Origin of the sequence: Psychrobacter cibarius, from assembly GCF_016107535.1 — a bacterium.
GTDB classification, from domain to species: domain Bacteria; phylum Pseudomonadota; class Gammaproteobacteria; order Pseudomonadales; family Moraxellaceae; genus Psychrobacter; species Psychrobacter cibarius.
Genome location: NZ_JABASQ010000002.1, coordinates 1 through 15,625 on the forward strand (window position 1 = coordinate 1; position 15,625 = coordinate 15,625).

The following is a 15,625-nucleotide window of genomic DNA, read 5'->3' on the forward strand; positions in this document are numbered from 1 at the left end:
CAGCCTCGATGCCCGACTTGCTACACCCAAAACGCTGTGCTCTCTCGTACAGGTACTCGTCTGGATGTTGTTCAACATCTTTTAATAATGCTTCGTTAGGTATTTTACTGGGTGGTTTATTGCGAGTGAGTTTGATACTAGGATCTTTGAGCCAATTCTGTAGCGTGGCCTTACTAATGTCATAGAATGCAGAAGCGTGTCTGATACTCATACCTTGTTGTTTAACACTTTTAATCACTTGAGCACGAAAATCTGCTGAATAAGTCATAATCTTTTTACTTTTCGCTTGTTTTAAAACTAATGTACCACTTTTATAAAGGCTCTACTATAGTAAAATTACTGATCTTCTAGTTGAGATAGAGCGTTACAACTTTTGTACATTTTCTTTGAGTAGACGACGTGCTAATACGGGTGACACAGAGTTCTATAGAAATGCTAGCGAGCTTCTGTTGGAAAACAGAAGTATTGATTCAGTTATTAGTAATGTTAGAAGTTGGTGTGATGAATATTTTAGTAAAGAAAAATTCTTGTCTTATGTTCAAGATAAATATGAGCTGCATTCTAAAGAAGGCTTTTATCGTTGGGATGATATAAGATATTTTCTGTATGAGTATGAACAATATCTCAAAGATAAAAGTAAGACTAACGATAAAAAGCTATCTTGGGATGAGCTTAATACTCGTAAGACAGACTATATAAGTGTAGAGCATATTTATCCTCAAACCGATACTGAACCTTACTGGCAAGCGCGTTTCAACACTTTTAATAACTATCAGAAGAATTTTTTAACTCATTCCTTAGGTAATCTATTAGCTTTATCACGTCAAAAAAACTCTTCTTTGCAAAATATAGGTTTTGATGAAAAGAGTAAAAGAAATAATATTTCGAATAACTCAGTAGAGTATTCGAATGGTTCATTTTCAGAAATAAGTGTGTCGAAATATGAGGAGTGGACTTCTAATGAAATATTGGATAGAGGTATGAATATGCTTAAATTTATGGAGGAGAGATGGTCTATAGAATTAGGAGATGATAATTTCAAACTAAAGTTGCTTCATCTTGAATTTTTGGATGAATAACTGTTTTCTGTATGATTTGATGTGCTGAAGTAAATCTAATCCAAACATAAGTAAATGAAGAACACATACCAAATGTGTTCTTCGTAAGTCTATAAACCTTTAATTTCTTATACAAAATCTTCCTTCAAAATAGTGGCCATATTACGCTCGGCAAGTCCGGTGATAAACACATACGGATTGACGCCAGCGCTACCGGGGATTAGCGCGCCATCTTGCACGTAGATATTTTCGTGTCCTTTGACGCGTCCAAATTCATCGGTCGCCAAGCCCAATACGCAGCCACCAAGCGGGTGATAGCAGAAGTCATCACCGAAGCCTTTGGTAAATAGTAAGCTTGAGGTAGAGCCGCCATTAGCTTTAGCGAGCTTATCTAACAGCTCTTTAGCCGCATTTACCGAATACTCATTTTGCTCACGTTTCCAGTTGAGTTTGACGGTTTTGGTAACTTTATCATAGTAATAGTTGCCACGTTCTGGATTGTCGGTGATGGCGAGATATAGCGTCGTCCAAGTCTCAAGTCCTAGCGGTAGTGGCGCAAGCTCAGCAAAGATTTTATATTTAGAATTGCCTCTATCGCCGTCCCACATATTAATAGCTTTGACAGGAATGGTAGATTGGATAGTACCAGCAGCGTGGACGAAATTGCGCCCAGTCATGATATTACCGTTGGGTCCCCAATGTTGTCCGATATGATCGTTTAGCTTAGTAAGCTTGCCCTCCGCTTGGCTTTTAAGCAGTAACTCTGAGGTTCCCGTACTGCCTGCATTAAGGAAGAGCTTATCGCAAGTGTAATGCTCCACTTCATCCACGCCGCCAGTTTTATTGATGACATGCACTTCTAAACGCAGTTGGTCGTTATCGAGCGCTTGAATGCTATTGACTTTGCGCAAGGTTTTGACCATGACATTGCCTGTGGCTTCAGCGTTTTTTAGGTAGGTTAAATCCAGTGAAAACTTGCCCGCATTGTTGCCATAGATGACTTCACCGCCAAGGCCAGATTTATAGACTTCGCCCTTCGCTTCCTTTTGCATATAGTCAAAATCGTAGCTGTTGCCAAAGAATTCGGTTTTCATTCCCGCCCTTGAAGCTTGGCGTTCAGCTGAACGAGTAAATTCGTAGTGCTCGGATTGATTAAAAAACGACTCAGGAATTTGGCTGACTTTTAATTCTCGCATTGCGCGAGGGAAGTAGGTTTCGTACATCTCATCCGCATCAATCCAAGGGAACGTTTCTTCAAAGTGCGAGCGTCTCGGCTGAATGGCAATCGCGCCATTGACGATAGAGCCGCCGCCGTAAGCACGCCCAGCGAAGACTTTCATATCCTCATATTCGATTAAATCTAAAACTCCAGGATATTTTCTGATAGGAATGGGTATCGGAATAGGAGCGTTTGGCATATTGCTAAACCAGCTTGAGCGTTTATCAGCGTTAATCATTTTGCAAAAGGTATTATGTTTGGGGCTTCTATCCCAGCGCATCCCCATCTCAAGGATTAAAACCTTGTGACCTTTTTCACTCAATCGCAGCGCCGATACCGCACCGCCATAGCCACTACCAACGATGATATTAGGAAAATGCCCAGCTTGAGTAATTTTGCTTGGTAGTTTTGGCTGCTTGGCAAGCGTTTGGCAACCACTCACCGCAGCGGAGGTGCTGATAGCGCCTAAGCTTAAACCCATGGCTTTAATCAGTTGGCGTCGTTGCATGGTGTATCCTAATTTGATATTTAAGCTAAAAAGCCCGTATGAAATAATATTAGCTTTAGACTGCAAAGGTGAGCTAAGTTAAGCGAGCATCATATTAGCAAACATAGGTTGCGTTATTATTTCAGTCACACGATTGCTGTAATACTTATAGGCAAATCGGGCTTTCATTCTCCGATTATTCTTGCCAGCTTTTATTAAATGTCTTAGCCAGTTACTTAGTCAATTATTTCTATAGTAAGGCGTAAACTTGACCGAATAGAGAATTTCGCTTATTATCTTGTTTCAATGTACTAGAACATAAATACATTCAATTATTCTTATCCTTAAAAAAGCTAAATCATTTGGCAAAAATGCCAATACTAATACTCCATTTAAAATAATAAGGGTTAATTATGACAACGCAAAATACAGCAGCTGGCTACGGTTTACATCAATCAATACTACCGAATAACGATGGTTTATATGGCGAGTTCGGTGGCAAAATTGGTCATCCTGAGCTTGCCAAAGCCATGGCAGAAATCGAATTAGGCTTCCGTGCAATCATTAAAAATGACGATTTTATCGCTGAGATTAAGCGCTTGCGTGAGACCTATGTTGGTCGTCCAAGTCCTATTTATCATGCGCAGCGTTTGACGGAGCATTGCGGTGGCGCGCAGATTTATTTTAAACGTGAAGATTTAAACCATACGGGCGCGCATAAGATTAATCACTGTTTGGGTGAAGTGTTATTGGCCAAGAAATTAGACAAAACCAAAGTGATTGCGGAGACGGGTGCGGGGCAACATGGCGTAGCATTGGCAACCGCAGCGGCCTTGATGGGCTTAGAGTGTGAGATTCATATGGGTGTGGTCGATATTAAAAAGGAGCATCCAAACGTCAGCCGGATGAAGATTTTGGGCGCCAATATCGTACCAGTCTCGCGTGGTGCTGGTACGCTAAAAGAAGCGGTCGATAGCGCCTTTGAGACTTATTTGAATGAGCTTGATACCAGTATGTTTGCGATTGGCTCGGCACTGGGACCTGCGCCATATCCTGAAATGGTCAGCTACTTTCAGTCAGTGGTCGGACATGAAGCGCGGGCGCAGTTCTTAGCAACGACGGGTAAGCTGCCCAATAAAGTGGTCGCTTGTATTGGCGGCGGCTCCAATGCTATTGGTATGTTTAGTGGCTTTTTTGATGATAAAAGTGTAGAAAAAATAGGCGTGGAACCCGCAGGTGAAGGTCTGGATACTCCTAATCATGCGGCGACAATGTCGCTCGGCGTCAAAGGCGAAATTCATGGGTTTAAGTGTTATGTATTGCTTGATGAAAAAGGCGAGCCAGCTCCTGTACATTCGATTGCCTCCGGTCTTGATTATCCTGGGGTTGGACCACAGCATTCGCATCTGCGAGATTTAAAACTGGCTACGTATGAATCAGCGACTGATGCAGAATGTTTAGAAGCCTTTATGGCATTGTCGCGCCTTGAGGGTATCATTCCTGCTTTAGAGTCAGCACATGCCATCGCTTATGCGATGAAAATTGCCAAAGATATGTCAGCGGATGAGACGATTTTGGTCAATTTGTCAGGGCGCGGCGATAAGGATATTGACTTTATTTTGGATAAAGTGAATTTGTAGAAGAAATCAGCGATAAATACAGAAAATACAACATCAATCGAGCAATTAAAAAGTTATCATCGAGGTTTTTTTATCACACGATACTTTTTACGACTGAGCCTTTTATAACTGCGCTTTTATGATGAATTTATTGATAACAATCATTTCATAACGAGAAGTTCATAAATAGCCATTTTATAAGTAAGGAGCAATCGTCTAACGCTTGATAGGATCACCCCATGTCTAACCGCGACCTCATTATTTTTATCACCTTATCCTTTATGTGGTCGCTGTCTTTTATTTTTTATCGTATCGGCGTGCCTGAGTTTGGCTCGTTAGCTTTTGCGAGCCTTCGTGTGGTCTTGGCTGGGCTGACCATGTTGGTTTTTGTTTTGATCAGCCCAAAAAATAGAGAGGGCATACGGGATAATTGGAAAGTGTTGACGCTGGTTGGATTATTTTCTGCGGCTATTCCCTTTATCCTGTTTGCCTTTTCAGCGCGCTCGGTAAACGCAGGGGTGTTGGCGGTGCTTAATGCGTCTGTGCCGATGATGAGCGGTTTCATCGCCAGTACCTTTTTTAAAGACAGACTGTCAAAAACACAGATTCTCGGTTTAGTCATCGGTGTTATCGGTGTGATTATTTTGATGAGTGAAAACTTATTTGGCGGTAGCGGGCAGGGCGCTGAGTCAAGTTCAGGGTTGCTACCAATGGGCTATGCGTTATTGGCCTGTGTCGGTTATGCCGTCGGTGCCAATATCACCAGAAACTACTTATACAATGTCTCACCAGTCGCTATTACCGCAGGTTCGCTCATCATTGCCAGTATTATCATGTTGCCGATAGCAGTCTACGAATTCCCGTATGGTAAAAGCATTAGCCTTACTGCTTGGGTTTCAGTCATTTGTATTGGCGTATTTTCAACAGCCATTGCCTTGATTTTTATGAATCAATTGATAAAAAGTATTGGTCCTATGCGTGCAACCAGTATTACCTTGGTGATTCCGATTTTTGCGATTATATTGGGTTACTTATTGCTTGGTGAAGCATTGGACACACCTGCGATCATCGGCTCGATGGTGATATTGTTTGGCACTTACTTGTCTTTAGAGTTGTCCATTAAAAAGATGCTCAAGTTGTAAAAATCTCGATTGGGTCATCGTTCAACACGCCCTAAGTAGACTTTTGACTGAGAGGTTATGAGTACACGTTATTGATAAATAATATTATTTTGCTATTTATGTTTTTAAATGATTAAAGCCATTCGCTTAATAGGCTAATAAGAGGCGTTGAATAATGAGTATTATCAATACCGATATCATGCCATATTGATATTTTTATTGGTCATTTTTCCTTGGAATTATCATGTTTGCCCCCTATAAAGACTACGGCTCATAAATAGCGTATTAAAAAACGAGCGCGCTATTTATTCATTAATAACAAACCAATCATTATGGTTTTATAACAACAAATAAGGCTTTTTATGGCACATGATAATTTATTTGAACCCGTAAAAATGGGTACGCAAACCCTAAAAAACCGCATCATCATGGCACCGTTGACACGTCTGCGTTCGATCGAACCTGGTGATGTACCGACGGCACTTGCTGGAGAGTATTATTCACAGCGTGCGAGTGCTGGGCTTGTTATTACTGAAGCGACGCAGGTATCTTTTCAGGCAAAAGGCTATGCTGGCGCGCCGGGTATCCATACCCAAGATCAAATCACTGCGTGGAAAACCATCGTTGATAATGTCCATGCCAAAGGTGGCAAAATTGTCGTACAGCTATGGCACACAGGATTGGTTGCGCATGAAAGCGTGCAGCCTGATGGCAAAGCGCCGATCTCAGCGTCTGATGTGCATGTCGGTGTGCGTACGTCATTGCGTGATAGCAATAATCACGCCATCCGTGTTGAAGCGACCACGCCACGTCCAGCGACACTTGACGAGATTAAGCAAGTCATCGCTGATTTTGCCCAAGCGACCAAAAATGCTAAAGAAGCAGGCTTTGATGGGGTAGAGATTCATGGTGCGCACGGTTATCTATTGCATCAGTTTTGGGTTGAGCAAACCAACCAGCGTGATGATGAGTATGGCGGTAGCCGTGAGAATCGTGCGCGTCTGACTCTTGATGTTATCGATGCTTGTGTTGATGCGTGGGATGCTGATCATGTGGGTATTCGTATCTCGCCACTTGGCACGTTTAACAATGTAGAAGCAGGCTACAACGAAGACGAAAACATCTGGCTAGTTGAACAGATCAACAAGCGTGGTCTGATGTATTTGCATATCTCTGAGCCTGATTGGGCAGGTGGTACGCCTTATAGTGATGCATTCCGTCAGCGTGTCCGTGATGCTTTTGATAATATGATCATCGCTGCTGGTGGCTATACGGCTGAAAAAGCGGAGAAAAATATTAAGGAAGGCTATATCGATGCGGTTGCTTTTGGCCGTGATTATATCGCCAATCCTGATTTGGTTGAGCGTATCCGAGAAGGGGCGGCGCTTAATGAGCAGCATCCAGAGAGCTTTTATGGTGGTGGTACTGAAGGCTATACCGATTATCCATTCCTTAACCAAGCATAATAGATAATCAGCTGCCTTTATGATTAGCTAACCTTAAGGTGTGTTAAAAATACCCTCACCGTTAGCCGATACATAAGCACATAATAAAAAGCCACCTGACGAAGACCGTCAGGTGGCTTTTTGATGCCTGTATTTTAACTATTTAACAAAGTTGCCCGTTTGGTAATCCCGAAACGTTTGGCGGAGCTCTTCTTGGGTGTTCATGACAAAGGGTCCATAACCTGCGACTGGTTCGCCGATAGGTTCGCCGCTTAATAGTAAAAGCTTGACTGGTGCTTGCTTGCCATTTTCGGTAGCAGGATAATGCAGCTCAATGTTATCAGTAGCCAGTGTTTGCTGAGCTTGCCCATCAGTGCGGTGCTGAGTTGGCGCATCAAATTGAATCAAATTGCCAGCACTGACTGACGTACCATTGACCAGTAGCTCACCTTCTTGTACTAGCAGTAGCGTATTGTGGGTGTTGGGCACTTTTAGCGTCGTCGCACCCGCAGTATGCAGCTCAATATCCCATAAGTTAATCGGAGTAAAGGTATTTGCCGCGCCTCTGATTTCTTGCCACGCACCAGCAATGATAGCCGCCTTACCAATAATCGTCGTTTGGTGGTTAGGGTTGCTGCTGTCGATTAACTCAACGATAGGCAGATCTGCCCGTTTGATGCTTTGATAGTTTGGGTCGGTCAGTTTGTGCGCACTTGGCAAATTAACCCACAATTGCACCATACTAAAGACGCCACCACGTTGACCGAAAGCCTCCGAATGAAACTCTTCGTGCATGATGCCACGACCTGCGGTCATCCATTGCACATCGCCTTTTTGAATAATCCCTTGCCCGCCTACTGAATCGGCATGACTGATTTCACCTTCGTAGGCGATAGTGACGGTTTCAAAGCCTTTGTGTGGATGCTGTCCGACTCCATGCGGCTGTGTTTTATAATTGGGGTTCGGATCAAAGGTTGTTGGTTTGCCATAATCAAATAACAAAAAAGGGTCGGTATGGCTATAATTAAAATGAGGATTATCGTCAAGATGGTTGATTAAGGTCTTTACATAAAAGCCGTCACCTACCCAGTGCGGCGCTTTATCACCATGAATATTTTTAATAGGACGCATTTATTACCTCGTCAGACAAAACGTATTTTTTAATAAAAAAGTTCTGTTAAGTTACGCTACATTTATAGCCACCTATATTGTGTTTATTTTAATAATTTATCAAGGACTAATGTAGATAAAAGGCAACTTAAGTAGAATAAAAATAGGGATATCTCATTAGAGCGTGGTGGGCATTTAGCCATGGCGCTGTTTATAAATGCTGTTTATAAATGCTGTTTATAAGTGCTGTTTATAAGTTCTATCTGTAAGCACTGCCGATAAGCACTGTTTATGATTAAATGAGGTTAAACCACTTCACCGCAGACAAAGCCACTGGCCCATGCCCATTGGAAGTTATAGCCGCCAAGCCAACCAGTAACATCCAGCACTTCACCGATAAAGTATAAGCCCTCCTGCATGTTACTTTGCATGGTCTTTGAGGAGACTTCATCAGTTTTTACACCGCCGCGGGTCACCTCAGCGGTACGATAGCCTTCTGTACCAGAGGGTTTGAGCTGCCAGCCATTCAAAGTCGCGCCAAGCTCCGTCAGCCGCTCATCTTTAATATTGGCAAGTTCGGTGTCTTTGATATCGTCCCAAAGGTGCGTTTGTAGCGCGGCAAGCAGCTTTTTTGGTAGCTTATTACTGTCATCGCCACTATCGGTATAATCCGCGACGACCGTCCGAATCAGTTGCTTTGGGTGCGATTTTTTGTGCGCAAGGAGCAGCGCTGTCATGTCGATATTTGGCAGCAGGTTGATACTAATGGTCTCGCCAGTGTGCCAATAGCTTGATAGTTGTAGCATAGCAGGACCTGAGAGCCCGCGATGGGTAAACAACATAGGCAATTTAAAAGAGATGCGCTCATTGCTAGCGATGACTGGCAAACTAATACCAGCCAAAGATCGGATAAGCTCACCCGTTTTATCCGTAAAGGTAAAAGGCACTAAGCTGGCATCGGTTGCAATCAGCGTGTGCCCAAATTGCTGCGCCAATTCATATCCTAAACCACTGGCTCCCATCGTTGGAATAGACAGTCCGCCCGTGGCGACCACGAGTGACTCACAGCGGTAGCCTGTTTGCGGCAGTTTGGTTTGATTGGCGGATTCTTTTCTCTCTTGCTTTTCTTTTTTACTAAACTGCTTGCTGGTCAGTAATTCAAATTTGGCGTTCTTGTCATTTTCGATAGCTTGTACACTGTCAATCTGCGCATTTAGCTTTACTTGTACACCAGCTGCCGTACATTCCGCGAGGAGCATGGTCAAAATATCTTGCGCTGAATCATCACAAAATAGCTGACCATGTTCGCGCTCATGATAAGGGATTTTATGTGCTGCCACCATACCGATAAATTCCCAGCTGGGATAACGACTGAGCGCGGATTTACAGAAATGTTGATTGGCACCGATAAAGTGCTCAGGCTCCACATAATAATTGGTAAAGTTGCAGCGTCCACCACCTGACATGAGGATTTTTTTGCCCGCTTTATTGGCATGGTCTAATACCAGTACGCGGCGACCACGGCGACCCGCTGTGAGCGCACAGTATAGCCCTGACGCGCCAGCGCCGATGATGATGACATCATAGTGGGTGTATTGTGATGCATTGCGGTGATTGCTCATGGTCGTCTCATAAAATAATAGGTTTAAAAACCAGCCACCAAATCGGTCATCGAATCAACAACAGAGTCGATTGCTTATCTTTATAGCAGCAGGTCAATAAGAGGGTTTAGTGAAGGGTATATTTTGGCGTCGTATTTCGCGTGTAGCTATTGTCCATATTTCATACAAGGTTACAAGGATTAAATGTCATATCATTATCTGATATCTGGACGGTGATGCCTTTGTTTATACCAAAATCAAAATTTGTGCCAAAATCAAACATGTTTTAAATTGGCCAATACCAATACCAATACCAATAGTAAAGGCGAGTAGATGCAAAACCACACCTCGTCAATAAATTTTATCATGGGTGATCAAGTATACCGCTATATAGGCATATTGTTATGAATGGCTGTTGATACCTTGCAACCGTTCTGCTTATTTGTCAAACTAACCGTGAGTGTCACACATTATGGAAGATGACCCTTATTACCTGTACAGGCAGTCGTTTTCGACCGTTATGCGTGCAGGTCATAATAATTAAAAAGGACAAATACGATGACTCAAAAATCATTTCCCATTGCAGCCGAATTTATCGCTGCTGCCAATACTACCGCTGAACAATACCGCGAAGACTATGAAAAATCTATCGAATCACCTCAGGCTAATGATGCTTTTTGGGCGAAGCGTGCCGAGCTGATCGATTGGATAAAAAAACCGACCAAAATCAGCGACGTTAACTATGATTTGGATGATTTTCGCATAAAATGGTTTGAGGACGGCGAGTTGAATATCTCTGTCAACTGTCTCGACCGACATGTCAAAAAAAATCCTTACAAGCCTGCCATTATTTGGGAGGGCGATCACCCTTCACTGCACAAAATCATCTCCTTTAAAGAGCTGCATCAAGCGGTCTGTCGCTTGGGTAATTCTATGCGTAAGCTTGGGGTTAAAAAAGGCGATCGCGTGACCTTATATATGCCGATGATACCTGAAGCAATGATAGCGATGCTGGCATGTACGCGTATTGGCGCTGTACATTCTGTGGTCTTTGGTGGCTTTTCTGCTGAGAGCTTGGGTAATCGCCTGATAGACAGTCGCTCAAAAATCATCATTACGGCTGATGAAGGCTTACGTGGTAATAAGCATACGCCGCTCAAAGCCAATGTCGATCGGGCACTAGATATGGATGGCACTGATAGCGTCACCAACGTCATTGTCGTTCATCGTACGGGTAATTCTGTACCGATGAGTGGTCGCCGCGATGTTTGGTATCATAACTTGGTCGATGGCGAGTCAGAACATTGCGAGCCAGAAGTCATGAATGCCGAAGACCCGCTATTTTTATTGTATACCTCTGGCTCTACTGGCAAACCTAAAGGTGTGCTGCATACCACGGGCGGCTATATCACCTATGCACTCTCTACTTTTCGAGATGTGTTCGATATTAAAGACGATGACGTCTACTGGTGTACTGCGGACGTAGGCTGGATCACAGGTCATACCTATGCAACCTACGCACCGCTTGCCAATGGTACGACGACGGTGATGTTCGAGGGTGTACCAGAATACCCCACATGGGCACGCATCGGTCATATTATCGATAAGCACGATGTGACCATTCTGTACACTGCACCGACGGCGATTCGAGCGATGATGAAGGAGGGTGATGTCTTTGTGAGGGAGTCCGATCGTTCAAGTTTGCGACTACTCGGAACAGTCGGCGAGCCGATCAATCCAGAAGCATGGGACTGGTATTATCATGTCGTCGGCGGTGGCAAGTGTCCGATTGTAGATACTTGGTGGCAAACTGAGACAGGCGGCATCCTCATGGCACCGATACCAGGCACGGTCGCCCTCAAGCCGGGTGCAGCGATGAATCCTTTGTACGGCATCAAGCCAGAGATTGTTGATAGTGACGGTACTATGCTAGAAGGCTCTGCTGAAGGAAACTTGGCAATTAACAGCAGTTGGCCGGGGCAAATGCGTACTATTTATAATGACCATGAGCGTTTTTTACAGACGTACTTTAGTGAGTATCCCGGTTATTATTTCACTGGTGATGGGGCGCAGCGTGACGAAGATGGACATTACTGGATCACAGGTCGCGTCGATGATGTGCTTAACGTCGCAGGTCATCGTCTGGGAACAGCAGAAATTGAGAGCGCCGTGGTCGCGCATCCTGCGACAGCGGAGGCCGCCATTGTCGGGATGCCGCACGAGATTCGCGGCATGGGCGTTTGTGCCTTTATTATTCTAAAATCGGGTGAAAAAGAGACAGAGGCGCTAAAGGCTGAGCTGAATCGACATGTTCGCGCTGAGATTGGTCCGATTGCCAATTTGGATGCTATTCATATCGTTGAAGCGTTACCCAAAACCCGCTCGGGCAAAATCATGCGCCGGATTTTACGTAACCTTGCGGCAGGTCAATATGTTGGTTTGGGTGATTTGTCTACTCTTGCGGATAGCTCGGTGATTAATCAGCTGGTTGAGGTAGTCAAAGCTGCGCGAGGAGAGTAGGCTAAATTATCGATTAAAAGCACGTTCAGTAAATAGACGATTAGCGTTCAGAAAAGTCATGTTATGAAAACTAGCATGGCTTTTTTACGCAGACGATATTGATATCAACAAACTTTAAAGGTTCAATACTTTCTATAACCATCTTATCTAACGATAGCCATATTATCTAAAACATTCCTACTATTATCACTCCCTTTTTTATCCAACATTATATGAGGCCTGCTGTCATTATGACCAATCACTCTTTGCCCGGTGTCGCTACAGAATCACCAAAAATTGCTATCATTGGTGGTGGTTTGACGGGGCTGTTTACCGCTACATTATTAGAGCGCGCCTTTGCTCAGAACATAGTACAAGATAGTGCGCAAACACCCTTACCGCAAATCACTGTCTTTGAAAAGTCACGTAGCGTAGGGCGTTTAGCCACTCGATATCGTACTGATAGCCACACTGGCAAAAACTGGCAATGGGCATTTGGGGCGCAGTTTTTTACGGCTAAGACGGCAAGTTTTAAGCAATTCATTACGCCTTGGTTAGAGACGGGATTGCTACAGCCATGGTGCGCGCAGGTGATCGATTTAACACCAGCGAATCATGATACTCAATCGCCTGATATCCAAGCGCCCGATATTCAGAGTAAGGAGCAATGGAACACCACGCAAGCCCGCTATATCAGTACGCCAAAAATGACCAGTTGGGGGCGTACACTGGCTGATGAGTTGCAGTACAGCACCATAAAATTTAAAACCCGCGTTGCGCCATTGGCTCAATTTGACAGGTCTATAGCGGAAAAGGTTGATAAAAAAACTGAGCTATTTGACGAGACTGGTGCGAGTCTAGGGCACTTTGACTGGGTGATATGTACCGCGCCAAACGGTCAGACCATAGAGTTAATGGCAGAGAGCGGCTTTGCTGAGCAAGCCAAGATTTCTGAGCCAAAAATGCTGGCGTGTTATACGCTGATGCTGGGTTGGGATAATTTTGATATATTACCAAAAATGTTAAGCGCTCAAGCAGCGCCACGCTGGGATGTGGCTTATCTGAATGACTCTATACTCGATAGAATATTTATCGAGCATCAAAAACCTGCTCGCGATGACCTGCTACCCAGTGTCACTATTCATGCGCGCAACGACTGGTCAGAGCAGCATGTCGATGACGATATGGATAGGATCAAAGCGCAGTTATTAACAGCTGCCAAGCAAGCATTGAATTGGAATGATGACCATGCTCCTAGCCAAATAGATTGCCATCGTTGGCGTTATGCCGCCACTGTCACTGATAGTGATAAAGAAGCATTAGGCATTTTGATAGACGAGTCTCATCAATGGATTGTCAGTGGTGATTGGTGCGGACAAGGCAATATCGAAAGCTGCTATCAAATGGCGCAACAGACGGTTGAGGCAATCAACAAAGCAAAATAATGGCCAAGTTTACTTAGCGACTGCGCTATCTGAAACTGGACTTTAAGGGCGTTTTCTTAATATGAAAAGGTGATAACGATGTTTGGATTCGATATAGATTTAGAGCTGATGGGCTATCATTTTTTCCAGTTGGGCATCGCCTTTATATTGTCATTACCGATTGCCCTTAATCGTGAGATGAAAGACAACGGCGCGGGGTTAAGGACGTTTCCACTGGTAACCATTGCTTCATGCGCGTTTATGTTAGTTGGTATGGATATTTATGATGCTACTGGTGAAGCGAGAATCATGTATGCCATCATCACAGGTATGGGATTTATCGGTGGTGGGGCGATTTTTAAAAATGAAAAAGGCTCAAAAGGCACTGCCACGGCAGCGAGCTTATGGAATACAGGTGCCATCGGTATTTCGGTGGCTTACGGTCGTTATGAGATTGCCATTATATTATCGGTCGTTGGCTTTTTGATTTTGCAATTCTCAGAGCCCTTTAAAGTTAAAAAACACTAAGCGATGGGTGCGACGAGTTAACCTGCATATACACTTAAATACTAAAGAGACTATAAATCAATACTATATAGTATCTCTATATCTATATGATATAGCAAGAAATCTATGAATTGTTGAAAATAAAGGATAGTTTATGAGTACCAGATTGAGAGGAAGTGGGCTGACTTGTGCCATGCTCGCACGAGGGGATAAGCAGGTTTTATGTGCGGTCAGTAATGAGAGCGACGAGCAAGCGATGGCTAGTATCGATAGCACTGAATATGATTCGCTAAGGCACATTATTTCTTTTGATAACGATAAATTCTCCTGTAAAGAAGGCGTTGAATGGCAATGCGCCATACCAGTAAAAAAAGTAGAACTTTTTTATGATGATATAAATCTATAGTCGCTTATAACTGAAAATTTGTGTATTAATTTGTAATACTTTAATTGAAAATAAAGCTACCCAAATTGCTAATAAACAGTTATATTCGTATAACATAATATACAAAATAGTACGAAGTTAGAGGTGAATATAGTGCTTAGAGGAAGTGAGCTGACTCGTGTAATGCTTGAGCATGGCTGCCATGAGATATGGTGTGCGGTAGATGATAATAGTGATGAAGAAGCTATGTGTGATCAAGATTCAAACGATTTTACTGCCCAAATCGTGTCTTATCATAACAACAGATTCTATTGTACTGCTGGTACTGCGTGGCTATTCGCTGTGCCAATCAAAATAACGGCGATGACACTGAGTGATGTAAAGCTCTAAATACCTTTCTTTGTATTATTAAGCCATCGCCGACTCATCATTTGTATTATAAAAACCCACCTTATGGTGGGTTTTTCCTTGTAAGCAATATGCCGCTTTTTAGATTATTGCTCAAACAATACAGATTTTTGCAGATAGTCATACTTGTATATGACAAGAACCTTTAACTAAGCATAAATTACAGGCAAAAAAAGAGCCCACAGAGGAGGAACTGTGGGCCGAGGAAAACTGATCGTGTAAAGGAACTACAGAGGCAGTGGTTGTGACCTATTGTTATTATGAGTGTTTCTATATTAATTAATATTAGGGTGGTGGTGATTAATTCAATAACTGCATATATTTACTTACATATTTAAGTGTACAAGTGTTTTTATCAGAATCGCTATCATAGCGCAATTGGCAGCGGTTTGGCTATTTTGGTTACAGGACATTACGTTTAGAGCTTATGAGAGAGAAAATTAATGTCGTATTTCCTCTCCAGTAGATGAGTCTTTTAGTTGTGTCATATCTAACATTGAAAAATGCGTAGCAAAGTTTTGTAGTTATATATGAAAGATTGATTAATTTTAATAGTCATTCCACTATAAAAATATTACTGCGTTAACCTCGCTTGAAGTATTAGATATACATCTACACTGCGATGCCTTGTACTAGGTTTAAATTCAACCGACTGTTTTTAAATGCAACTAACTATATCGATAACTGAATAGCTAAAGAGATGGCATGACGACCTGCGTGAAAAATGCTAAGCTATCTACCA

Annotated in this window: 13 protein-coding genes; 9 read left to right on the top strand and 4 right to left on the bottom strand. The window is 43.0% G+C overall.

Annotated elements, in window-relative coordinates:
- Nucleotides 1–268, bottom strand: a 268-nt coding sequence (locus JFC08_RS01995) for an IS630 transposase-related protein (RefSeq protein ID WP_198329526.1), incomplete at its 3' end; no start/stop codon positions are given.
- A 181-nt stretch (nt 269–449) separates the two neighbouring features.
- Between JFC08_RS01995 and JFC08_RS02000 the strand changes: the two genes are divergently transcribed.
- On the top strand, nt 450–1,079 hold the full coding sequence (locus JFC08_RS02000; protein ID WP_198329527.1) for an HNH endonuclease family protein: 630 nt from the start codon (nt 450–452) through the stop codon (nt 1,077–1,079).
- Nucleotides 1,080–1,186: 107 nt separating this feature from the next.
- Here the strand turns inward: JFC08_RS02000 and JFC08_RS02005 are convergent, their stop codons facing one another.
- Nucleotides 1,187–2,785, bottom strand: coding sequence for a GMC oxidoreductase (locus JFC08_RS02005; RefSeq protein WP_198329528.1), 1,599 nt, complete (start codon nt 2,783–2,785; stop codon nt 1,187–1,189).
- 392 nt (nt 2,786–3,177) lie between these two features.
- Between JFC08_RS02005 and trpB the strand changes: the two genes are divergently transcribed.
- The 3 genes from trpB (at nt 3,178) to nemA (ending at nt 6,970) form a co-directional block, all read left to right on the top strand.
- Entirely contained in the window at nt 3,178–4,404 is a 1,227-nt protein-coding gene (trpB, locus tag JFC08_RS02010) for a tryptophan synthase subunit beta (protein ID WP_198329529.1), read from the top strand.
- A 218-nt stretch (nt 4,405–4,622) separates the two neighbouring features.
- Entirely contained in the window at nt 4,623–5,525 is a 903-nt protein-coding gene (locus JFC08_RS02015) for a DMT family transporter (protein WP_198329530.1), read from the top strand.
- A 341-nt stretch (nt 5,526–5,866) separates the two neighbouring features.
- On the top strand, nt 5,867–6,970 hold the full coding sequence (gene nemA / locus JFC08_RS02020) for an alkene reductase (protein WP_198329531.1): 1,104 nt from the start codon (nt 5,867–5,869) through the stop codon (nt 6,968–6,970).
- A 138-nt stretch (nt 6,971–7,108) separates the two neighbouring features.
- On the opposite strand, the gene JFC08_RS02025 is transcribed toward nemA, so the two are convergent.
- Both JFC08_RS02025 and JFC08_RS02030 read right to left on the bottom strand, forming a co-directional pair.
- A complete protein-coding gene (locus JFC08_RS02025; RefSeq protein WP_198329532.1) occupies nt 7,109–8,080 on the bottom strand; it encodes a pirin family protein in 972 nt (323 codons plus the stop codon).
- A gap of 284 nt (nt 8,081–8,364) precedes the next feature.
- Nucleotides 8,365–9,681, bottom strand: coding sequence for a BaiN/RdsA family NAD(P)/FAD-dependent oxidoreductase (locus JFC08_RS02030; protein ID WP_198329533.1), 1,317 nt, complete (start codon nt 9,679–9,681; stop codon nt 8,365–8,367).
- Nucleotides 9,682–10,218: 537 nt separating this feature from the next.
- Here JFC08_RS02030 and acs point away from each other — a divergent pair.
- The 5 genes from acs (at nt 10,219) to JFC08_RS02055 (ending at nt 14,865) form a co-directional block, all read left to right on the top strand.
- Nucleotides 10,219–12,180, top strand: a complete 1,962-nt coding sequence (gene acs, locus JFC08_RS02035; RefSeq protein WP_060490294.1) for an acetate--CoA ligase — start codon at nt 10,219–10,221, stop codon at nt 12,178–12,180.
- A gap of 230 nt (nt 12,181–12,410) precedes the next feature.
- Nucleotides 12,411–13,604 (top strand): NAD(P)/FAD-dependent oxidoreductase, encoded by a 1,194-nt coding sequence (locus JFC08_RS02040; RefSeq protein WP_198329534.1) that lies wholly within the window; start codon nt 12,411–12,413, stop codon nt 13,602–13,604.
- 78 nt (nt 13,605–13,682) lie between these two features.
- Nucleotides 13,683–14,111 carry an MgtC/SapB family protein gene (locus tag JFC08_RS02045; RefSeq protein ID WP_055123559.1) on the top strand — a complete coding sequence of 143 codons (429 nt, stop codon included), beginning with the start codon at nt 13,683–13,685 and terminating at the stop codon, nt 14,109–14,111.
- A 133-nt stretch (nt 14,112–14,244) separates the two neighbouring features.
- Nucleotides 14,245–14,496, top strand: a complete 252-nt coding sequence (locus tag JFC08_RS02050) for a hypothetical protein (protein ID WP_198329535.1) — start codon at nt 14,245–14,247, stop codon at nt 14,494–14,496.
- 132 nt (nt 14,497–14,628) lie between these two features.
- Nucleotides 14,629–14,865, top strand: coding sequence for a hypothetical protein (locus JFC08_RS02055; RefSeq protein WP_227675952.1), 237 nt, complete (start codon nt 14,629–14,631; stop codon nt 14,863–14,865).
- Nucleotides 14,866–15,625 lie beyond the last annotated feature (760 nt).

Coding starts and splice junctions, on each gene's coding strand:
- JFC08_RS02025 (WP_198329532.1), bottom strand. CDS start 8,080: ATGCGTCCTATTAAAAATATTCATGGTGATAAAGCGCCGCACTGGGTA.
- JFC08_RS02040 (WP_198329534.1), top strand. CDS start 12,411: ATGACCAATCACTCTTTGCCCGGTGTCGCTACAGAATCACCAAAAATT.
- JFC08_RS02045 (WP_055123559.1), top strand. CDS start 13,683: ATGTTTGGATTCGATATAGATTTAGAGCTGATGGGCTATCATTTTTTC.
- JFC08_RS02005 (WP_198329528.1), bottom strand. CDS start 2,785: ATGCAACGACGCCAACTGATTAAAGCCATGGGTTTAAGCTTAGGCGCT.
- nemA (WP_198329531.1), top strand. CDS start 5,867: ATGGCACATGATAATTTATTTGAACCCGTAAAAATGGGTACGCAAACC.
- acs (WP_060490294.1), top strand. CDS start 10,219: ATGACTCAAAAATCATTTCCCATTGCAGCCGAATTTATCGCTGCTGCC.
- JFC08_RS02015 (WP_198329530.1), top strand. CDS start 4,623: ATGTCTAACCGCGACCTCATTATTTTTATCACCTTATCCTTTATGTGG.
- trpB (WP_198329529.1), top strand. CDS start 3,178: ATGACAACGCAAAATACAGCAGCTGGCTACGGTTTACATCAATCAATA.
- JFC08_RS02050 (WP_198329535.1), top strand. CDS start 14,245: ATGAGTACCAGATTGAGAGGAAGTGGGCTGACTTGTGCCATGCTCGCA.
- JFC08_RS02030 (WP_198329533.1), bottom strand. CDS start 9,681: ATGAGCAATCACCGCAATGCATCACAATACACCCACTATGATGTCATC.